At 72.5% G+C, this 21,072-nt stretch carries 17 protein-coding genes; 9 read left to right on the forward strand and 8 right to left on the reverse strand.

Annotated elements, in window-relative coordinates; genetic code table 11:
* Positions 1-2: 2 nt before the first annotated feature.
* The 7 genes from QUV83_RS10070 (at position 3) to QUV83_RS10100 (ending at position 5,647) form a co-directional block, all read left to right on the forward strand.
* A complete protein-coding gene (locus QUV83_RS10070) occupies positions 3-734 on the forward strand; it encodes a hypothetical protein (RefSeq protein WP_289564476.1) in 732 nt (243 codons plus the stop codon).
* A complete protein-coding gene (locus QUV83_RS10075; protein ID WP_289564348.1) occupies positions 731-1,402 on the forward strand; it encodes an HAD family hydrolase in 672 nt (223 codons plus the stop codon). Before QUV83_RS10070 ends, QUV83_RS10075 begins: the two co-directional genes overlap by 4 nt.
* Positions 1,403-1,469: 67 nt before the next feature.
* Positions 1,470-1,742: a MoaD/ThiS family protein gene (locus tag QUV83_RS10080; protein ID WP_289564350.1), complete on the forward strand. Its 273-nt coding sequence runs from the start codon at positions 1,470-1,472 to the stop codon at positions 1,740-1,742.
* 5 nt (positions 1,743-1,747) lie between these two features.
* On the forward strand, positions 1,748-2,926 hold the full coding sequence (gene moeB / locus QUV83_RS10085) for a molybdopterin-synthase adenylyltransferase MoeB (RefSeq protein ID WP_289564351.1): 1,179 nt from the start codon (positions 1,748-1,750) through the stop codon (positions 2,924-2,926).
* Positions 2,927-3,010: 84 nt separating this feature from the next.
* Positions 3,011-3,661: a HEAT repeat domain-containing protein gene (locus tag QUV83_RS10090; protein ID WP_289564352.1), complete on the forward strand. Its 651-nt coding sequence runs from the start codon at positions 3,011-3,013 to the stop codon at positions 3,659-3,661.
* A gap of 3 nt (positions 3,662-3,664) precedes the next feature.
* A complete protein-coding gene (locus QUV83_RS10095; RefSeq protein WP_289564354.1) occupies positions 3,665-4,714 on the forward strand; it encodes a HEAT repeat domain-containing protein in 1,050 nt (349 codons plus the stop codon).
* A 93-nt stretch (positions 4,715-4,807) separates the two neighbouring features.
* The gene (locus tag QUV83_RS10100; RefSeq protein WP_289564356.1) at positions 4,808-5,647 is read left to right on the forward strand and encodes an SAM-dependent methyltransferase; all 840 of its coding nucleotides are present in this window, start codon (positions 4,808-4,810) and stop codon (positions 5,645-5,647) included.
* 14 nt (positions 5,648-5,661) lie between these two features.
* Here QUV83_RS10100 and QUV83_RS10105 read toward each other — a convergent pair whose 3' ends face one another.
* From QUV83_RS10105 to QUV83_RS10135, 7 genes are all read right to left on the reverse strand, one after another.
* Positions 5,662-7,686, reverse strand: coding sequence for an SWIM zinc finger family protein (locus tag QUV83_RS10105; protein WP_289564358.1), 2,025 nt, complete (start codon positions 7,684-7,686; stop codon positions 5,662-5,664).
* On the reverse strand, positions 7,683-8,825 hold the full coding sequence (locus QUV83_RS10110) for a VWA domain-containing protein (protein WP_289564359.1): 1,143 nt from the start codon (positions 8,823-8,825) through the stop codon (positions 7,683-7,685). The genes QUV83_RS10105 and QUV83_RS10110 overlap by 4 nt, the downstream gene beginning before the upstream one ends.
* Complete coding sequence (locus QUV83_RS10115) at positions 8,822-11,278, reverse strand: DUF5682 family protein (protein WP_289564361.1); 2,457 nt, start codon at positions 11,276-11,278, stop codon at positions 8,822-8,824. Before QUV83_RS10115 ends, QUV83_RS10110 begins: the two co-directional genes overlap by 4 nt.
* Positions 11,275-12,381 (reverse strand): ATP-binding protein, encoded by a 1,107-nt coding sequence (locus QUV83_RS10120; protein WP_289564362.1) that lies wholly within the window; start codon positions 12,379-12,381, stop codon positions 11,275-11,277. Before QUV83_RS10120 ends, QUV83_RS10115 begins: the two co-directional genes overlap by 4 nt.
* A 2-nt stretch (positions 12,382-12,383) precedes the next feature.
* Positions 12,384-15,761: a DUF4132 domain-containing protein gene (locus QUV83_RS10125; protein WP_289564364.1), complete on the reverse strand. Its 3,378-nt coding sequence runs from the start codon at positions 15,759-15,761 to the stop codon at positions 12,384-12,386.
* 437 nt (positions 15,762-16,198) lie between these two features.
* On the reverse strand, positions 16,199-16,876 hold the full coding sequence (locus tag QUV83_RS10130) for a LuxR C-terminal-related transcriptional regulator (protein WP_289564366.1): 678 nt from the start codon (positions 16,874-16,876) through the stop codon (positions 16,199-16,201).
* Positions 16,861-17,982, reverse strand: coding sequence for a sensor histidine kinase (locus QUV83_RS10135; protein ID WP_289564368.1), 1,122 nt, complete (start codon positions 17,980-17,982; stop codon positions 16,861-16,863). Before QUV83_RS10135 ends, QUV83_RS10130 begins: the two co-directional genes overlap by 16 nt.
* Before the next feature lie 118 nt (positions 17,983-18,100).
* On the opposite strand from QUV83_RS10135, the gene QUV83_RS10140 reads away from it, so the two are divergent.
* Positions 18,101-19,678, forward strand: a complete 1,578-nt coding sequence (locus tag QUV83_RS10140) for a serine hydrolase domain-containing protein (RefSeq protein WP_289564370.1) — start codon at positions 18,101-18,103, stop codon at positions 19,676-19,678.
* Between the two features lie 535 nt (positions 19,679-20,213).
* Here QUV83_RS10140 and QUV83_RS10145 read toward each other — a convergent pair.
* Complete coding sequence (locus tag QUV83_RS10145; RefSeq protein WP_289564372.1) at positions 20,214-20,432, reverse strand: DUF2283 domain-containing protein; 219 nt, start codon at positions 20,430-20,432, stop codon at positions 20,214-20,216.
* A gap of 207 nt (positions 20,433-20,639) precedes the next feature.
* On the opposite strand from QUV83_RS10145, the gene QUV83_RS10150 reads away from it, so the two are divergent.
* On the forward strand, positions 20,640-21,008 hold the full coding sequence (locus tag QUV83_RS10150) for a hypothetical protein (protein ID WP_289564374.1): 369 nt from the start codon (positions 20,640-20,642) through the stop codon (positions 21,006-21,008).
* Positions 21,009-21,072 lie beyond the last annotated feature (64 nt).

Consider the following 21,072-nt stretch of genomic DNA (forward strand, 5'->3'; position numbering starts at 1 on the left):
ACATGGAGCTCGACGTGTTCGGACCTGAGCCATGGCTGCGCATCGGCGACCGGGAGTTCCACTCCCGGCTCCTCCTCGGGGTCGAGCAGTACACCGAGCCGCCGCTCGTGCGCGACGTCCTCAACGGCAGCGGCGCCGACGTCTTCATCACGACCTACGACCTGGAGCGGACCCGGAGCAGCCTCCTGCTGTCCGACCTCGACCGCGAGGTCGACCTCACCAGGTTCACGTGGATCGGCACCACGTCCTTCTCGCACTCGGCAGCGGACGCGGTGGAGACGGCGCGGCAGCTGCGCTCGGCTCTCGGCCTGGACATCATCAAGCTCGACGTGCGCGACGGCGACAACCGGCCCGACGCCGAGGCCACGATCGCTGCTGCGAAGGAGTTGCTGAACGACGGCTTCAGCCTGCTGCCGTTCATCCTTCCCTCGGTCGAGACGGCACGCGTCCTCGAGGGCATTGGCTGCTCGGCTCTGCGCCTGATGGCGGCTCCGGTCGCCAGCTACCTCGGCATCGTCGATCCCGAGAGCCTCCGGGCGTGCATGGACGCAGTCAGCATCCCGACAGTCGTCGAAGGCGGCCTCGGGAGCCCTGCCGACGTCACCCGTGCGTTCGAGCTGGGCGCCGACGCCGTGCTCGTCAACACGTTGGTCGCGCGCGCAGCCGACCCGGTGAAGATGGCGCGCGCCGTGCGCCACGCCGCTCTGGCCGGAGGGCTCGTGCGAACGCGATGACGACGAGGGCGGCGGCGTACGCGGCAGTGCTGCTCGACGTGGACGGCGTGCTGGTCGACAGCGAGCACGCTGTCGTCGCGCTCTGGGACGAGGTGTGCGCACGCCTCGGTCGCGCGAGCCCGACTGAGCGGGACCGCCGCCACATCGTGGGCTGCAGCGTCGAGCACACGGCTCACCACCTGTTCCCGGACGCCGGTCCCGAGGCGCTCCGGCAGGTCCGCGCGCACGTCACGGAGCTCGAGCCGGACCTGCCCGTCACGGAGGTCCCGGGCGCCGCTGCTCTCCTGCGTGGGCTGCACGCACAGGGAGCGCGCGTCGCCCTGGTCACGGGGGCATCGAGCGAGCGGCTCGACCGGGTCCTGCAGGCGCTCGGCGCCGAGCCGTACGTCACGGCCACGGTGACGTGGGGACAGTCCGAGGGGAAGCCGCACCCCGGCCCCTACCTCCTCGCTGCGAGCCTGCTCGGGGTCCGGGCGGACGACTGCGTCGTCGTGGAGGACGCAGTCGCCGGTGTCCGGAGCGCCGTCACGGCAGGGGCCACGTGCATTGGGCTCGCTGCGCCGAACTCACCCGCGGGCCGGGCTCTCCTCGACGCGGGCGCGTCCAGGGTGCTCGAGACCCTGCGCGACGTGGCGGTCGCGCTGGTTCCAGAGCGGCTCCGCGCATGACATCGGCCGGGACCTGCCGCGACGCCGGCCGCCCGAGCCACAACACTCACACACCGAAGGGAACGTCATGACAGTGACCATGCTCCTGCCCGCTGTGCTGGCAGGACGCGCAGGGGGCCTGCGCTCAGTCCGTACGGCCGGCAGCACGCTGGGCGAGGTGCTCGACAACGTCGCGGTCGAGCACTCCGACCTTGTGCAGGTCATCCGCGGGCGCGATGGGCTCTCACGCTTCGTCAACCTGTATGTGAACGAGGTCGACGCGCGCGGGACCGGAGGCCTGGAGACACCGGTGGCCCCGGGGGCCGAGATCTCCGTCATCCCCGCCGTGGCGGGAGGGTGACCGGCGTGTCCGCGCCGGACGCCCGGCCCCTCGATCCGCTGGTGGCGCCCTCGGAGGAGCTGACTACCGAGGAGCTGGCGCGCTACAGCAGACACCTGCTCCTTCCCGAGGTCGGCGTCGAGGGCCAGCGACGGATGAAGTCCGCGCGGGTGCTGGTCGTGGGGGCCGGCGGGCTGGGGGCGCCGGTGCTCACGTACCTCGCCGCCGCGGGCGTGGGCACGATCGCGGTCGTCGACGACGACGTCGTCGACGTGTCGAACCTGCAGCGCCAGGTGCTCTTCGGTCGCGCGGACGTCGGTCGGCGGAAGGTGGACGTGACCGCCGCCCGGCTCAACGAGATCAACCCACACGTGCGCGTCATCACTCACGCGACGCGCATCGACGCCTCGAACGCCCTGGACCTGTTCCGCGGGTACGACCTCATCCTCGACGGCACCGACAACTTCGCGACCCGGTACCTCGTCAACGACGCCTGCGTCATCTTGGGGCTGCCGTACGTGTGGGGCTCGGTCTTCCGGTTCGAGGGTCAGGTGAGCGTTTTCTGGGAAGAGCACGGACCGCAGTACCGCGACCTGTACAGCGAGCCGCCGCCGGCCGGGCTCGTGCCCTCGTGCGCGGAGGGAGGCGTCCTCGGCTCCCTGTGCTCGATGGTCGGCGCGACCATGGCGACCGAGGCGCTCAAGCTCATCGTGGGAACTGGAGAGCCGCTGGTCGGTCGCCTGCTCGTGCTCGATGCGCTGTCGATGAGGTGGAGGAGCTTCCCCGTCCTGCGCCAACCGAACACTCTGCGGGTCCGCGACCTCGACGAGTGGCCCTACGAGGAGCGGTGCGCACTGCCGGCTCCTGCGGCGGTCGAGCACTCCCCCGGCTCGCACATCACGGTCGGGGACTTGCGTGCTCTGCTCGCTCAGCCGGATGAGGCTGCTGGCGTCACGCTCGTCGATGTGCGGGAGCCCTGGGAGCATCAGATGGGAGCGATCCCGGGCAGCGTCCTGATGCCCAGCGGGAAGCTGTCGGACGCGACTGCGCGAGCCGAGCTGCTGCGCCACGACTCCGTCATCCTGTACTGCAAGTCGGGGATGCGGTCCCAGACCTGCCTCACCGCCCTCCAGGCGGACGGTCACCCGGGCGCCCGGACGCTGGTCGGTGGCTACGACGCCTTTGCGGAGGACGCCTCCCGCTGACACGCCTCCAGCACTTCATGGCGCCCACGCGTCTTGACCTTGACACCGTGACAAGGTCTTGGGTGGGCTGTGGAGGTGGTGACGATGGTGGAGATGGACCCACGGCTGATCGAGGCCCTGGCGGCCCGCGACTCGTCCACCCGGCTGCGCGCGGCACTCGCGGCAGGGACGCGACCTGACCCGCGACTCGTTGGCGTGCTCGTGGAGCGCTGCGCCATCGAGCCGGACTTCTTCGTGCGGGACATGCTCACGTGGGCGCTCACCCGGGCGCCCGGCGAGCACGCCGTGCCACTGCTGCGCGCCGAGCTCCGGTCCGACCGGCCGCAGGCGAGGAGCCAGGCCCTGCACACGCTCTCCAAGATCGGCGACACCACCGCGTGGCCATTCGTGACCCGGGGCCTGCTGAGCGACCCCGATCATGAGGTCGCGCGCGCCGCCTGGCGGGCGGCCGTCGTCCTCGTGCCCGCAGGCCAGGAGGAGGCGCTCGCCGCCGACCTCGTGGCCCAACTCGGCCGAGGCGACCGGGAGGTGCAGCTCAGCCTCAGCCGCGCGCTCGTCGCCCTCGGTGACGTCACCCGACCCGCCGTCGAAGCCGCCCGCACACACGCCGACCCAAGGGTGCGCGCCCACGGGCGGGCCACCGAGCTGCTCCTCGACGACCCCGACGCGGGCTTCGACCTGGCGGTCAACGAGGCGAATCGGGCCTACGCGCTCGGCCCCGACCGGACGCGCTGACGCATGCTCATCGGTGAGGCGGCCCGCCGCTCCGGGGTGAGCGCCCGCATGCTCCGGCACTACGACACCCTCGGGCTGGTCCGGCCGACGGGGCGGACCGTCGGCGGCTACCGCGAGTACTCACCGCAGGACATCCGCCGGATCTTCCACGTCGAGAGCCTGCGGTCGCTCGGCCTGTCATTGCGGGACATCGGGCGGGCCCTCGACGACCCCGGCTTCACCCCCGCCGCGCTCGTCGCCGACCTGATCCGACGCTCGGAGGAGCGCCTGCGGCGCGAGCAGGAGCTCCTCGAGCGGCTCCGCACGGTCGACTCCTCCGGGCCCGACGCATGGGAGGACGTCCGCCGGATCGTCGAACTGCTGCACGGCCTCGCCTCGCCCAACCCCGCCCGCCGACAGCAGACGGCACTGGCCGCCGCCGAGGACACCCCCGCGACAGCCCGGATGCTCGCCGAGGCGCTCCTCGCCGAGCCCAATACGAACGTCGCCGGGGCGCTGCGCTGGGCCCTCGCGCGCACCGGCGGCGACGGGGTGGCGGCGGTGGCCGCCGGGCTGGACTCCGACGACGCCGAAGTGCGCCGCCGTGCGGTCTTCACCCTCGCCGGAACGACAGGGGACGACGCGGCGGCATGCCTCCTGCGGGCGCTCGACGACCCTGACGGTGCAGTCCGCGAGCACGCCGCCCTCGCGTTGGGCGGCCGCGGCGAGCCGGCAGCCGTGCCGGTGCTCATCGCGATGGTGGTGACGGGGACGAAGGACGTCGAGGCAGGCGAGGCGCTGGGCGCCGTGGCCCGGAAGACGGACGACACGGCGATCGTCGGCGCACTCGTTGACACCCTCGCCGCCCACACCGCCGACCCCGCGGTGCGGCTGCGCGTGGCGCAGGCCCTCGCCGAGGTGCCCGGCGCCGGCGCCGCTGGGGTGCTCGCCGACCTCATGCGCGACCCCGATCGGGCGGTGGCCCTCACAGCCTCCGCGATCTCGCGAATGCGCGACCGCACCGCGCGCACCTCGACCAAGAATGCGGATGACCGGCCGGCGCCCGGCAACTAGAGTCCCGCTCATGCGCTCCTGACCTGCGAAAACCCAGTGTGCCGCACCACCGCTGCGGCGCCTCCGCACGTCCTCTCGCACCAGGAGCACCCCATGCCCTCAGCCCTGCCCCGACCCGAGCCGTTCAGCACCTTCACCACCCCCGAGTTCTGGGACGACGCGCACATCTCCGCCCAGATGCTGGCCCTGCATCTCGACCCCGAGGCGGCGCCGGCCTCCCGCCCCCACGCCTTCATCGACCGCTCAGTGGAGTGGCTGGTCGAGGCATTGGGACTCCAGCCTGGAGGCCGTGTGCTCGACCTCGGGTGCGGACCCGGCCTGTACGCCTGCCGCCTCGCCCGCCAGGGCATCGAGGTCACCGGGCTCGACGTGTCGCGTCGGTCGATCGCCCACGCCCGCTCGATTGCAGACGCCGAAGGGCTGCCCGCCGAGTTCCACCGGGCCGACTACCTGCGGGACGACCTGGGCCACGGGTTCGACGCCGCGATCCTCATCTACGAGGACTTCTGCACCCTCAGCCCGGATCAGCGCGCGGGCCTGCTGCGCCGAACCCGGGAGGCGCTACGTCCTGGGGGCGCCCTCGTGATGGACGTGACCGCTGCCCCGCGCTTCGACCTCGAGAGCGCGGGAGTCGTGCGCGAACCCGACCTTATGGGAGGTTTCTGGGCTCCGTCGGCTTACATGGGAACTCATGAGACCTGGACGTACCCCGAGTTCCGGCTGGTGCTCGACCGCTACACGATCGACACCGGGTCCGAGGTCCGGCAGTTCTGGAACTGGCTGCACTGCCTGACGCCAGCCCAGGTCACCGTCGAGCTCGACGCCGCGGGCCTGACGGCGCCAGAGCTGTTCGGCGACGTGACCGGCGCCCCGTTCGACCCGACCGCGCCGACGTTCGCCGTCCTCACTCGGGCTGCGCCACCCCAGCCCTGACCGCCGTCGGGCCGTCAGCCGAGCGCTCGCTCGACCTGCTGCACCAGGTACAACGACCGCAGCAGCGACTCCGCCGGGGTGATGCTCGGGTCGGGCTCGGCGAACACGGACAGGCCGACCGCTCGGGCGGCGGCGTGGCCCTGCGCGAGCCGACTGTGGACCTCCCCCGGCACGGTCCCGCCGCACCCGCGTTGCGCGGCCTGCTCGACGATGGATCGCAAGGCCGCCACCGGGGCGGGGACCAGCCCGGCATCGTCGACCCTCGCGTCCGGTGGGGTCGGTCGGTCCGCGGCGCCGGCGGCCAGCAGTCCGGCCACGAGCGCAGACTCCGCGGTGGACCCGGGGTCGGGGTCGAAGTGCAGCGCGTCGATCTCGTCGGCGCGCTCGGGCAGCACGAGGCTGAGCGGCTCACCCACCAGCTGACCCCGCACTCGTTGGACACGTGCCACCACACCCGCGCCCTGCGGGAGTGCCCCACCGAGCGCCTCGATGCGGCTGATCGCATGCGCGTGCAGCCGGGACCACGGCACCTCGAGCGTCAGGACGTCGCCCTCCCCGTCCAGCAGCGGCCAGCGCAGCGTCTGGGCCACGCCATCCCACTGCACCGGCAGCGAGCCAGCCGCTCGCAGGGCGGTCCACATCGAAGACTGGTCGGCCGGGTCGCGCAGACCGGTGGCCCGGCGGACGGCCAGCTCACCCCAGGACTCCCGCACCGGCAGCGCATCCAGCAGGGCCGCTCCGCGCAGCTCGGTGACTGCGGCTGTCGTGGCCTCCACCCCGGACAACCGCCCGTCCGGGCTGACCTGCGCATGCGTCAGGACGATCCGCCGGCCGGTCGCCGCCGCGGGTGTGGAGAGGCCGGTCCACGGGCCAGGCTGCGTCCACCGCGCACGCGGGGCGAACCCGGGCAGCGTGTCGGGGCGCGCGTCGGTCCAGGTGAGCATCCGGGACCCCGCCGCATCCCAGAAGAGGCACGTCAGCCCCTGGTAGCCCGAGCCTGTGCGCCACGGGCGGCCGCCAAGCCCCACCAGGTCGAGTCGGCGCACCTGGTCGTATGACGCGCGGGCCCTGCCGAGCAGGGTGGGCGGCTCCTCACCGGCGGCGTTGTCGAGGGCGGCCACGAGAGCGTGTGCGACGGCCACCTCGTCGAGCAGGGCCAGGTCGTCCGCCCGCGCCGATCGGGCCAGCAGGAGTTCGACCTCGTCGGCGATCCGGCGCATCAGCAGGGCGAGCCGGTGGTACTCGACGCCCTGCGCCCACACGGCAGATGTCACCAACCGCTCATGGATCGCGGGCGACAAGTGGGAGATGCCGACGCGGACTGTGTCGTGGAGAACAGCCGTGACCGTGCCTCGCAGGCGCTGCCGGGACTCCACGCGCGACCGCGACTCCTCACTCGGCCGCGACTTCAGCGGTGGGGGTGGCGCCAGGACCAGGCCGTGCGCCCGCTGCCACGCGAGGACCACGGCCACCCGGAAGCGCTCGACGTGGGGCACCGCCTCGTCGAGCAGCAGGGCGTCGAGGCCCCCGCCCAGGTAGCGGGCCGTCAGGCCGCGGCGCGGGAACGTGACGCTCAGGTAGCCGTCACGCGTCAGGACGGGAGGCTCGTCCGCGTCGTCCAGCGCCTGGCACGCCCACCGGTATCCGGGCAGCCCGGCGTACGCCGTCAGGGTCTCGACGTCGAACCCCATGAGCTCCGCGTGCAGGGCGTCCGCGGCGCCGCTGGCTGACTCGCCCGCGTCTGGCGCGGCCGGCGCCACGGCTCCGGCGGCGAGCCACAGGCCGGCGGTGAGGATGTGCTGGCAGATCACAGCGCTCGGGCAGGAGCACGTGGCCTGGCTAGGACCGGCCACCCCGATGCGCACCGTCACCTCCCCGACGCCGACCTCGACGTCGGCGCCGTGGTCCGCGACGACCCGCACAGACGACGACTCGAGGTCCTTGCGGGCGCGCCGCAGCAGTCCACGGTTCGCCAGGGCCACCCACGCGTCCTCGTCGTACCGGGCCAGCACCGCTGCGACGTCGGCACTCCCGCTCATCGTGCGGTCACCTCCGCGAGCCACTCGGCGAGCCGTCCCGGGGTCAGCGCGGAGACCGGCATCCCGACATCGGCGAGGTCCTGGGCCATCCGCTTGTCATAGACCGGGTGCGCGGTCCCGTCGAGGGAGGCCAGGCCGATCGTCGTCACCCGCGCCTCGACGAGACGCCGGACGGCCGCGACAAGGTGGGACGGCGGCCCGCCCTCGCAGAAGTCGCTGACCAGCACCACGACAGCCCGAGCCGGGTTCTCGATGATCTGCTCGGCGTACGTGACCGCCTGGGCGATGTCGGTGCCACCCCCGAGCTGAACCGTCATGAGGAGCTCGACGGGATCGCCCGCGAGGTCGGTCAGGTCGACGACGCTGGTGTCGAAGACGACCAGGCGCAATCGGTAGGCCGGCAGGCCGGCGAGGATGCCCGCCATCACGGCGCTGTGGATGACGGACCCGACCATCGACCCGCTCTGGTCGACGAGCAGGACGACCTCCCAGGGGATGCGTCGGGTGTCCCGCTGGAAGAACAGCGGCCGCTCGACGATGAGCCGCTGGCTGTCCGCGTCCCAGTGCCGCAGGTTGGCCCGGATGGTGCCGCGGGGGTCGAAGTTCGCGGTGACGGCGAGCGGCGAGTGGCGGTGCTGGCTGAGCCGGCCCGTCAACGCCTGGCGGACCTCGTTCTCGAGCCGGCGTCGCAGATCGTCCACGACGGCGCGGACGATCCTGCGCACCTCGCCCAGCACGGTGGGATCGAGGTGTCCTTTGAGGGACAGGAGGGTCTTGAGCAGCGCCTCGCTGGGCTCGATCCGGGCGAGCACCTCGGGGTCGCTCACGAGCTCTGTCAAGCCGTAGCGGTCCAGGGCGTGGCGCTCGATCGTCTCGACGGTCTCGCGCGGGAACAGCTCGCGCACCTCGCCAAGCCAGTCCACGATCGACGGTGCGGACGGGTCCAGGGAGCCGGGCGACAGGTCCCGATCGGAGCCGTCCGTCCCGTCATCGGCGCGTCCCCCGCGGCCGGCGTACTCCCGCCCGTAGAGGTAGTCCAGGGCGGCCTCGTAGCGCAGCCCGTCGGGGTGCTGCGCGGCGGGGAGGCGCCCGTCGGCGTACCGGCCCAGGACGAGGCGCCACCGGTCCGTCGGCCTCAAGGGTGCGACCGCCTCAGGGGCGGCGACCCGGTTGCCACCCAGGCGCCGAGGCCGTCGCGCTCGAGCACCTCGACGAGGCTCTGGGACAACTCCGCGAGCGCCTGGACCGTGTGCTCGTCGACATCGCGCCGCACCGGCACATCCGGCCGCTCACCCCCGCGCAGTGCCGCGACGGCCCCGGCGACGCGGTCCGTCTCGCGAGGCGTGAGTCCAGCGAAGGCGAGCCGGAGGTCGGGCAGCGTGGACAGGAACGTGGGCTGGTCCCAGTCGACGAGTCGCGAGTCCAACGCGGAGACCACGCCGGAGTCCTGCCACACCGTCTCCCGTGCCGTCGCGAACAGGCCGCGCACGTACCCGACTGACTCGTGCGCGTCGATCGAGCCGGCCAGGTGCCCCGCGACGTCCCGCGCCAGGTCGTCGGCGCCGAGCCGTCCGGCGGTGGACGCCAGCCCCGCCGACGCCCCCCGCACCAGCGCCCTCGTGTGCTCATGTCGCAGCCGTTCGACGAGCTCCCAGAACGGCGCGGCGTCCAGGTCCTGCCCCCCGGGCGAGGCGAGCAGCTCGCGCAGGCGCGCCAGCGCTGTCGCGACGTCTTCCGGGGGCTCCTCGTCGCCGCGCAGTTGCGCCCCCAGGTACAGGCAGCGCGCGTAGGAGTGCGCGACCAGCTCGGTGAGGCCTGCGAGGCGCCCGGACTCGACTGCCTCGCGGCCGTCCGCCAGGAGCGCCAGCGCCCCCACCGCGTGCACCGCGTCCACGAAGGACGTCTCGGCCCCCAGCGCGTGCCGCACCAGCTCGACCACCGGCGCGGTCCTGTCATGCAGCCCCACGACTGCCCCCTGGGCGAGCAGGGAGACCGCGTCGACGCTCCTCGGCGTCCGGCCGTCCTCCGTGGCAGCGGCGACGAGGGACCCGAACCGCCCCTCCACGGCCTCGTCCAGCGTGGAGCCCAGCATCGACACCTCCGCGAGGAAGCCCTCGGTGGACGGTCCCCAGAGATAGGTCCACCGTTCCTGCAAACGGGTCAGGCCCCTCCCGCGCACGAAGTCCGGCCCCGCGACATGGGTGGCGAACGGCACGCCGAGCAGCGCCAAACCGTGCAGGGCGCGGCTCGTGCGGCGGTGCGGTGCGCTGCGGTACAGGTCCAGGGCCAGGGTGCGCGGCTCGATGGCGTCGGTGTCGAGGCGCAGTTCCCGCAGCCGGGCCAGGGTGTCCCGGACCAGCGGCGGTGTCCCGGCCCCGGGTGGCACGCGCCCCACCCGGTCGCCGGTGAGCATGCGACGGGTCGCGGTCGCCACGACGAGGCCCTCGACGTCGGCGTCGCCCTGCACCAGGCAACTGGTGATGGCGTCGACCAGGTCGCTGCGCAACGGCGCCGGACGGCCTCGCAACTCGGCGAGCGTGAGCGCCTGCTGGTACGCCGCCGCCAGCGTCGGGGTCGCCACAGGCGACCCGTGGCGGCCCCTGAGCTCGGCCGCGAGGTCCAGCAGCGCCGTCAACGTCGCGTTCACCCGAGCCGTGTCGGCGGCCGCGCCGCGGAGGTGCTCGTCCCAGACGCGTTGGTGCCATCCCGGCGATGTCATGCCGCTGTCGTAGCCGTTGAGCCGGTCGAGCCGGTCGAAGCCGTAGCGGACCAGCGCATGGCCGTCCTCGACGGCCCCGACGTCCACGTTGGGCCTGGCGGATGCGGATGCGAGCAGGTCGGGCATGGCGACGGCGTGGAAGCCGCCGACGACGACCATCACCGGGCCGTCGCCGGGTTGCCGTGCGCGGAGCGCCTCCCGCACATGCCACACCATCTCCGCCTCGCGCGGACCCGTCCCGTCACGGTCCAGCTCGGCGTCGGTGCTGTCCCGCCGTGCGAGCAGGCAGTACGCCGTCATCCGGTCCAGGTGGGCGTCCAGGCCGTCGTCGGCGCCAGCCTCGAACAGCAACTCCCACAGGTCTTCCTGGTCGCGGCAGCCGAGGCGCTCGGCGAGCGCGGCCAGCGACCGGCTGTGCGCGTACACGTCCTCGCGCAGCAGCGACCCGGCGCCAGGCAGCACAGCGCTCGACGCGGCCGCCGCCTGCTCCCCGACCTCGAGGTCGCAGAAGGCGACAGGCACGCCGGCCGCATGGGCCAGCCGCGTGGCGACCAGCTCAGGTGAGTAGTCGCAGAACGGGTAGTACCCACCGTGCCCCTCCCCGGGCGCGGTGGACCGGCCAGCCGGTCGGGACCACGCGTACACGGCAAGCGGGAACCGCGCCTCGGGATGGCAGAGCAGGTCGACCAGGCCCGTGAACGACCGCGGCCCCTCGATCAGCACACGTGACGGGGCATGCCGCTCGAACGCCGCGGTGACGGCGCGCGCGCACGCGGGGCTGTGGTGCCGCACGGGGATCACGACCACGTCGTCGCTGACGAGCCGGGCGGACAGCGCCCGCACGTCGTCGCCGGTCGGCAGCGGGAAGGTCAACGGTCGAGCTCTCCGCGGGTCTCCAGGACGGACTTCCAGCGTCGGTCCCGCTTCGCGCGGGGCCGCACGACGACGTCGAAGTAGTGCTGCAGCTTCTTCCCGTCCTCCGGGTTGTCCTTGAGCACGGTGCCGATGAGCTGCCGGGCGAGGTGTCCGCCGCCCACCTCGCCGTCGCCGAAGTAGTGGGCGTCCAGCGCCGCCGCGTATCCCACAGCGACAGCCTCGGCTGAGCTCATCACCGCGGTCGGCCTCTCGACGGCGATCCCGTCCGCCGTCACCCCGTCACGCAGATCGTGGAACGCCGTGACCAGCAGGTCCACGACATCCGGGGCGAGGCGGGTGTCGATGCCGCCCTGTGCGAGCAGCTCGGACGTCTGCTCCAGGATCAGGCGGCGCTCCAGGTCGCGGTCCCGGATCGGGCGCACCGTCTCGAAGTTGAACCGGCGCTTGAGGGCGCTGGACATCTCGTGGACGCCGCGGTCGCGCAAGTTCGCTGTGGCGAGGACGTTGAAGCCCCGGGCCGCGAACACGACGCTCTCCGGCCCGGCGAGCTCGGGGACATGGAGGACCTTGTCGGACATCACGCCGATCAGGACGTCCTGGATCTCCGGCTGGACGCGGGTGACCTCTTCGAACCGGCACACGGCGCCGTCGGTCATCGCCCGGTGCAGGGGCCCCCGCACGAGCGCGCGGGGGGTCGGGCCCTGCGCCAGCAGCAGCGCGTAGTTCCACGAGTACGTGATCTGGTCGTCGGTGGTGCCGGAGCTGCCCTGCACCGTGCAGGTCGAGTCGCCGGAGACCGCCGCGGCGAGCAGCTCGGACAGCATCGACTTCGCCGTGCCGGGCTCACCGACCAGCAGCAGGCCGCGGCTGCTCATGAGCGTCACGACGCACCGGTCCACCAGGGCGTCGTCGCCGTAGAACTTCCGGGTCACGCCGAGCCGTGGGTCGCCGACGATGAAGGCCCGCACCGCGCGGGGCGTCAGGCGCCAACCGGCCGGCCGGCTCCCGGCGTCGGCAGCGGCCAGGGCGGCCAGCTCGGCGGCGAACTCGACCTCGGCCGGGGCGCGCAGCACCCTGGTGGTCACCGGGTCAGCAGTCACTGTCAGTACTCCGCCTTCTTCTGCCAGTCCGGGTCGAAGCCGCCGCCCTGTGCCGCCATCTGGCGCAGGTCATGCCAGCACTCGGACACGAGGACCGCTGGGACGTCGCCGAGGGTGAGCTGCTCGCGCTCGGGCGTGCCGGGCCGCACGCGGTGGAAAGACAGCGTGCGCAGGGCCACCAGGCGGTCCTCTTCGGGGAGCGTGTTCCCGGTGAACTCGACCTCCGCGACGATGCCGAGCGTCGGGAACCGCTTCGCGTAGGAGGTGAACCAGCCGCCGTCGCCGGGCGTACCGCGGGTGTAGCCCAGCCGGGTGGCGCGGCTCCGCAGCGCGAACGCCTGGAGCGTGTGCCCCTCGAAATCGTCCAGCGCGTGCCGCGAGCGGTCCTGCGCGGTGACGGCGTGCACGCCACGCCCGAGCTGCTGGAACAACGGGGAGATCTCGTAGTCGGCCAGGTGGGCGGTCCACGCCTCGACCTGGCCGGCGGTCAGGACGCTGTCATGCGCGAGCCGCACCCGTGCTGTCGCCCCCAGGGTCACCGGCTCGTCGTCGACGTCGGTGAGGCTCCCGTCGTCGAGCGGCCGGAACACGACCGGCTCGGCACCCGCGCCGTCGGTCGCGACCCACACCAGGCGCCGGACGGCCGGTCCCACGACGGGGTGCGCGGCGAGGTAGCGCTGCCAGTCCTCGGCCGACCACGACCGCTCGGTGCACAGCGCCTCGTACAGCCGCCGCGACTGCAGGTCTGCGACTGTCTTGACGTCCTTCTTCGCCATGGTGAGCGCCTTCTTGGCGGCCTTGGCCTGCTCGGGGTCGTCGGACTGCCGCGGCGCCGGAAGGGCCTTGATCGGCTTGCCGTCGGGGTCGCGCAGGACCACGGACAGGTCGGGGAGCAACCGGGCGGTGAAGACCCGTGGCCCATAGGACAGCTCGAGCAGCCCGTCGTCGTCGAACCCGCCCGTCGGGATGGTGCGGTCGGCCAGCTCGTCGACCGTCCACCCCTTGCGCTCGGCCAATGCCTGCGCCTGCGCCATGGCCTCCTCCTGGAAGCTCTTGGTGCGGAACCGGGAGCCGATGGCGAGCACGAGCTGCGTCGCGGACGGGTGGTCCACCCAGGCCAGCATGGCGATGAGGGCCTTGCCCTGGGCTGCGCGCTGGCCGAACCACTCGCGCAGGTACCGCTCCGTGGGGGCGACAACGTCACGACCACCGCATGCCGCGATGACGGCGAGCACCCCCTTGCTGGAGATCGCCGATCCCGCCGGCTGTCGCAGATACACGGGCAGCAGTGCTGCAGTCAGCTGCTCGACACTCATCCCGTGGAAGGGGCTGTCCGCGTCGCTCGCCACCCACTGATGGCTGCTCACGGCGTCATTCCGGGCGCGTTCCTCCGCGACGTCCGCGGGGATCGGGCGCAGGTCAGCCTGCAGCCACGCGGTCAGCAGGTGGTGCGCGAGCCGCTGCCTGTCAGCGGGCGCGAACAGTGCCGCGTACTGCCGCAGCACAGCGTCCGGCTCGGGCGAGCGGGCCTTGACGGCAGTCGCGCACAGCCACTGCACGACCTCGCGTGGCACCTTCTCCCCCGTGGCGGCCCAGGCGATGTCCGGGAGCGCGTCCCAGTCGCACCAGTCCAGCGCCGAGGGCAGCCCCTTGCTGACTGCCTTCGCCGCGTTCTGGCTCGTCGCCTGCGGGTCGAGGTAGGTCTCGGCGCTTTCACCCAGCGCGAGCAGGGCGTCGAGCAGGGCGCCGCGCACGACGTCGTTGCGTTCCTTGGCCCAGGCGGCCTGCAGCGCGGGAAGCGTCGCGGGATCCGCGAGCCGGGTCAGCCACTGCGTCGCGACGAGGCGACTGTCGCTCTTCCCGTCCTGAAGCCCGGCCGCCGCGCGGGACGCGATCTGGGGGACGCCGGCAAGCGCCTCCTGAGCGGGCCCACGCAGCGCCTTGCGGGACTCGAGCGCTAGCGGGACCAGGGCGTCGACAAGCCGCGCGGGCCGCGCCGGCAGCGTGGCGGTCGCTGCGAACAGCGCGAGCTCGTCGACCTCCCACCCGGTGCGGGACGGCTCGGCGAGAATCCATTCCAGGTGCTCGGCGACGAACGGCCAGACGTCCGCGTCATCCCAGCCGCGTCCCAGCCGCGATCCGTAGGAGCGGGAGTAGGAGGCCCAGACCCGCGCGCGGCCGTCCAGTCCCATCTCGTCAAACATGACCTGGAGAGTGCGCAGGTCAGGCTTTCCGGTGCGGCGGTACAGGTCGTCCAGGACGGCCGCGCCCCCGCTGTGCGTGTCGCGCGTCTCGAGGATGCCGAGCGCGGCGATGAGCTTCACAGCGCTGACCGTGTCGAGGAGCCCGTCGCCGGCCAGCCGGAAGAGCAGCCGCGCTGGCGACCACGGCGGCGCCTCGAGCCACGGCTGTGTCGAGGGCGTCGCGTCGGAGACGAGCACCGCCACCACGTCCCGGAACGTGCGCTCCGTCGGCAGGGGCAATGCGCGCCCGGCCCCCTGCCCCGGCGAACGCGCCGTGACTCTCTGGTTGTAGCCCTCGATGGCGTTCGACAATTCCGCGACGAGGCGTTGCGCGCACGCCTCCGCCGCCTGCCGGGGGACGGCCCAGCGGATCGGTGGCACAGGCTCGGGCCGGTCGTCATCCTCCGGCGAGTCGACGAGCGCCGCCGCGTCCCACTTCGTGGCCAGGGCCTTGACGCTCGCGGCGCGATCGGCCAGCGCGGTCTTCCGGGCCCACTCGAACTCCTCGGGCCGGGCCGCGAGCAACTCGAGGGCGCGCCCGCGTACTTGAGGGCTGCCCTGGACCGCGGTGACTCGCAGCGCCGCCGATGCTGGACCAGCCACGCGCCCCAGGAGGGCCTCGGCGTGCTCGCGCACCTGCCGGCTCGTCCCGGTGGCCGCCTCGACGAGCGGATCGACGACCGCCTCGAGCTCGTCGTCGGTGAGCGCGGCGCCGACGACGCCCAGCGCCGCGACCCGGGCGTCGACCGACTCCGCCGTCAGCATGGCCGCGACCCGGTCGGGGTGCGCGAGCAGCGCGTCGCCGAACCCGGGCAGCCGGCCCAGCTGCGCGCAGGTGTATCGCGGGCAGTAGTGCGACCGTGTCTCGATCGTCAGCATCGCGGTGACGAGCTCAGCAGGGTCCACCTCGTCCAGCGCGGCGATCCGCGCGATGTCGACGAAGCCGCCGGGCAGCGGCCCAGGCGCGGGGGTGGCAGCGACCATCTGGGCGATCATCAGGTCATGCCAGGACTTGCCGTCGAAGGGCGCCGCCGTCCTCCCCCAGACGCGCCGGCCCTGGACGGCGTCGAGGACGTGCCCCCACCTGCGCAGGACGGAGGCATCGACAGTTCCGAGCCCGGCATACAGGGACCGCAAGGCCGGCAAGTCGGCCTTGCCTGTGTCGCCATTCCCCCTCGGGAGCCATGAGATGTGGCTCGGGCTCATGAGGTTCGACAACACCCCCAAGACCGCGGGGTCGCGTCCGGTCAGCACATAGTCGGCGACCCGGCGGGCTTCCGGAAGTGAGGAGACGACCTTTTCCAGGTCCCGGACCCACGCCCGTGAGGGACGCCCCACGGTGTCCACACCACGTCGTCTGAGCCCGAAAAGCGCCATCGCCATCTCCCTTGGGTCGATCCCGCCGCGAGCGTAGCGGCGCCCACCGACGCGAAGGATCGACCAGCCTCGGGCAAATGGGTGGCACATCGCGCGACCGATCCTGTGCCGCCCTGGGAGATCCGTGCCCAGGTCAGAGCGCCAAGAGGCTCGTGATCAGCCGCCACGACTCCCGAGGTGACCGCGATGGCGCCGCGTCAGACCCCCGTGCGGCGCGGTGCGCGGGCGCCCTGCGGGGCCTGCAGGAACGCGAGCACGGCGAGCACGCGCCGGTTGTCATCGTCGGAGAGCTCCAACCCGAGTTTCGTGAAGATGCCGCTGCTGAACTTGCTGACCGACTTCTCGGCGACGAACAGCTTCTCGGCGATCGCCGCGTTGCTCCGCCCCTGCGCCATGAGCTCGAGCACCTCGAGCTCACGCGGCGAGAGCCGGGAGACGACGCCACCCGGGGCCTGGACGGCGAGCATCTGCTCCACCACCTGCGGATCCATGACCGTCCCTCCCCCGGCGACGGTGCGCGCGGCGCCGACGAACGTCTCGATGTCGGCGACCCGGTCCTTGAGCAGGTAGCCGACCCCGCCCCGCCCGTCGGCGAGGAGCTCGCGCGCGTACAGCGCCTCCACGTATTGGGAGAGCACCAGGACCGGCATCCCCGGCCGGCGGCCCCGAGCCTCGATCGCGGCGCGCAGGCCCTCGTCGGTGAACGACGGAGGCAGCCGCACGTCGACAACCGCGAGATCGGGCTCCTGCTCGGCGAGCGCGCGCCGCAGCGACGGCCCGTCGCCCACGGCCACGACATCGCAGCCGGACGCCGTCAGGAGCCGCGTCAGACCGTCGCGCAGCAGCGCCAGGTCCTCCGCTAGGACGACTCGCACGGCGCCTCCATGAGGATCTCGGTGGGGCCACCCACAGGGCTGTGGATGCTCAGTGCGCCATCGAAGGCCTGCAGGCGGTGCCGCAGGCCCACCAACCCCGTCCCGGCGCGGGGGTCGACTCCTCCGATGCCGTCGTCGACGACCCGGATGCGCAGCACCTGTGCGTCGATCCGGAGGCTGACCTGCACGAGCGTCGCGTCGGCGTGCTTCACGGCGTTCGTCAGCGTCTCGGAGACCGCGAAGTACGCCGCTGACTCGAGCGCCGCGGAGAGCCTCCGCGGCGGGAGGTCCACCTCAACGTCGACGGGGACGGGCATGGACAGCGCGAGCGCGCGCACGGCGTCGCCGAGGCCACGCTCCGAGAGCACGGGCGGGTAGATGCCGCGCACGAGATCGCGGAGCCCGGTGAGGATGTCCCCGCTCATGTCGCGCGCCTCGAACACCAGGCGCCGCGCCTCGTCCGGGGCGGTGTCGAACATCGCATCCGCCATCCCGAGGTGCAGGGACAGGGCGATCAGTCGTGCCTGGGCGCCGTCGTGGAGGTCACGCTCGATGCGGCGCAACTCCGCCGCCTGGCTGTCGACCGTGAGTGCGCGCCAGCGGGTCAACTCGCTCACACGCTCCTCGAGCCCCGCTCCTGGCGGACGCAGCAGGCGCACCGAGCACCGGCTGTGCAGGGTCAGCGCATACGGGCCCGGCAGCCACCACAGCACGAGGTGCGTCACGCACTCGAGCACAGACAGCGCGGTGACCAGCACCCCGACAGTCGCCTGGTACGTCAGCCAGAGCAGCTCGCGTCGTGCCCCCGGATCGGCGACCCGCGCGGCGAGACGAGTGTGGACAGAGCCGGCCGATGGCGTCGACGACGGCGGGGGCAGGTGGACGCGCAGGTGCTCCCGAGCCCGCGCCCGCTCAGAGTCGGCCCGCACGCGCACCACGTCGGCGACGGCGAGCAAGAGCGGGACGCCGACCCACACGGGGGTCAGCGCAGCGGCGCCCAGCACCGCCGCGAGCAACACGAGAGCCTCGAGCGCGCGCATGAAGAGGCGTGAGCTGTCGCGCACGAGGGTCAGCAGCAGGTCGACCCTGTGCCCTCGCGCGTCCATCCCGCCCCCGTCGCATCGCCGGCGCGGACCATCCGAAACCGGGGGCCCAGGCCCACTGTGTCAGGAGTCGCCCGCTCAGACACTGGACGGAAAGGTGTCACACAGCGAGAGGGCGGACATGGCCGGGTCGAAGGGCGAGCGGGTGGAAGCACTGTGGCGGGGCGTCGGAATGCGCATCGGGCCGACGCTCGCGCTCGTCACCCTCGCGGTCGTCGGGCTGACGCCGGGCGCCCAAGCCGACGCGCAGGAGCCGGATCGCGGACAGCCCTTGACGTCCGGCTCGGCAGGACAGCGCGCCGCCGATGCCGTGCGGGCCCAGCTCGAGGCGGCGCACGTCCCCGCCGCCGCATTCGCCGTCCTCGACGACGGGGCGGTGCTGACCGGCTCTGTCGGAGCCAGCACCAGCCCGCAGACCCCGTTCGTGCTCGGCTCGACGAGCAAGTCGTTCACCGCGCTCGCCGTGACCCAACTCGTCGACGGCGGCCTCGTCGAGCTCGACGCGCCCGTGACCCAGTACCTGCCGGGGTTCGAGGTCGCGACGCCGGGCGCGGTGATGACGGTGCGCCACCTGCTCGCGCAGACAAGCGGGCTGCCGACCTCGGCCGGGCTGGCCATCGCCGTCAGCCCCGGCACGCCGCTCGTCGAGCGGGTCCAGGCCGCCGCCGATGTGCAACTCGACACCGCGCCGGGCGGGCGGTTCGCGTACTCGAACCTCAACTACGCGATCCTCGGCCGGATCGTCGAGGAGGTGTCGGGCATGTCCTTCGCGTCGTACGTCGAGGAGCGGATCTTCGCCCCGCTCGGCATGGACCACAGCCACACCTCGATGGCCGCAGCACGGGCGGACGGCTTGCCTGACGCGTCGACCGTCTGGTTCGGGCACGACGTCGGGCAGGAACCGGTCGAGGCCCCCGGCGCGCTGGCGGACGGCTTCCTCATCTCCACCGCCGAGGACATGGCGCATTACCTGCAGTTCCAGCTCGGAGACGGGACGTGGGACGGCGCCCGCATCGTGTCCGCCGAGGGCCTGCGGCTCATGCACAGCGTCCAGGCGACGACCCCGCCCGACGTCGCGGCGGCCTCCACGGACGCGTACGGGTTCGGCTGGGGGCTGGGCCTTCTCAACGGCCACGCCCTCGTCGCGCATGACGGCGACGTGACCGGGTTCCACTCCTCGATCGCGCTCCTGCCGGATCTCGATCGCGGGCTCGTCGTGCTGACCGCGCGGAACGGAATCCTCGTCAACGCCGGGGCTGCGTCCCGCGCCGGGACACAGGTGCTCGCTGGCCAGCCCGCGCCGGCCGTCGAGGACACGTTCGACCGGACGTACGCGGTCGTCACGGGCGTCGCCGCGCTGGTCGTGCTCACGCTTGTCGTCGGGTTCGCGCGACGCCGGAGTTCGGTGCGCCGTCGCGTGCAGCGCAGCGGCCGGCCCGGCGTCGTGCGCGCCGTCACAGCCGACGTGATGGGGGCGGCCGCCGTGCTCGGCGCGGTGTTCGTCGGGCTCGGGATGCTGGTGCTGGGCGGCCCTCTGCCGCTCGCGCTGGCGTGGACCAACGCCCCGGATGTGACAGCGCTCGTGCTGCTCGTGGCCGCCACGCTCCTCGTGCGGGCACTGCTCACGCTCGGCTGGGGTCTCGCAGCGCTGAGCAGATCGTCAGCGGACTCGCCTCCGCAGCCCACGGCGCCGAGGTGAAGCGACGGGCGAACAGCCCCCGGCCGCCGAGTTCTCCCGCGACGGCAGGTCAAGTGTCACTCGGATTCGAAGAGCGAACGGTCCGTGCGGCGCCCCGCAGCGAATGCCTCGACCATCTGCCCCAGCGAAAGCGCTGAGACACCGAAGAGCACTGAGCCATCGCGCCCGACGATGAGTTGTCGACCACCCCGAATTGGCACCCCGTAGAAGAAAGCGTCAACCTCCGGAAGGTCCATCGAGTTCTCCAGAGCGTCACCGAACGACACGCGGAGCATTTCGCGCGCGAGGGCCGCGCCAGAGGCGGAGACCCCGAGGTACCCAGCGACGAGCTCGAGGAGTCCCGTTGCCGCGACGTTCGCGACGACGTCGCCTGCGAATGCGATCGCACCAAGATGCTCTCGTTAGGTGCGCAGGACGACTTCGCGGACCGACGCCGACTCGTCCGCTCGTGCGACGAACGAACTTGCGCGCACGCCCTCGCGCCTCGACCGGACGGTGCAGGTGCACGCGCTCACCCGACGCTCGGACGATTGCTTCAAATCGAGCGGTCCCGGAGGAGTTTCGGACTGAGGAAGCGGCTCGCTTCGAGAACCTCGATTCCCAATAGCCGACCCTCTGCGTCGAAGTCAAGATTGATCATGCCATCGATCTCACGAGGGTCGACGGGAACCGTTCGGGCAACACCGCCAGCGGTGATCTCGTCGACAAGATAGATGTAGGCGGCATCGACGGACGCATCGAACGTGACCCTCATGGTGAGGCTCGCCTTCAGGTTGCTGATGTACTTCGGACTCGCTCCACGGATAACGGTAGTCACCTCGCCGTTCGCTGGCCCAAGGAAAATGCGCGAAGCTGGGTCGTAGCATCCCGTCTTCCAGACCCCTATGTGGAAGTACGGGAGAGATTCCCGAGCCAGCGTGCTCTCAGTTGCGCCGCCTGGTGCGTCAACAACCCCGAGTCGATGCGCCTGGGCTACGACCGCCCGACCACCACCTGCAAGGCGGCGTACACCGAACCGACCACCGGGAAGACCGTCGTCCCGTGCGGGTGCAGCAAGACCGTCACCGTGTCCTTCGACGACTACGCCCGCGAACGTCAGGACGAGCTATTCGGCACGACGGACTGGGCCGCGTCCTACGGGCGACGTACCGCGATCGAAGCGCTCAACTCCGAGCTCCGGACCCACCGCGGCATGAATATCCGCCGCGACTGGCACACGATGCGTGGAGCCCGACGCCGCATCAGCCAACCGCGACACCACCGCGGACTCTCCGCCCGACCAGCCCGGCTAGACCTCACAGGCGGCGGGGGCACCACCCGCACGAACTGAACAGCACCACCAGCACAGCCCGCTGACCACCACGGTCAGCGGGCTCACCGGCATGCGCCCGCAA

This window comes from Cellulomonas cellasea, assembly GCF_030372105.1.
GTDB lineage: Bacteria > Actinomycetota > Actinomycetes > Actinomycetales > Cellulomonadaceae > Cellulomonas_A > Cellulomonas_A cellasea_A.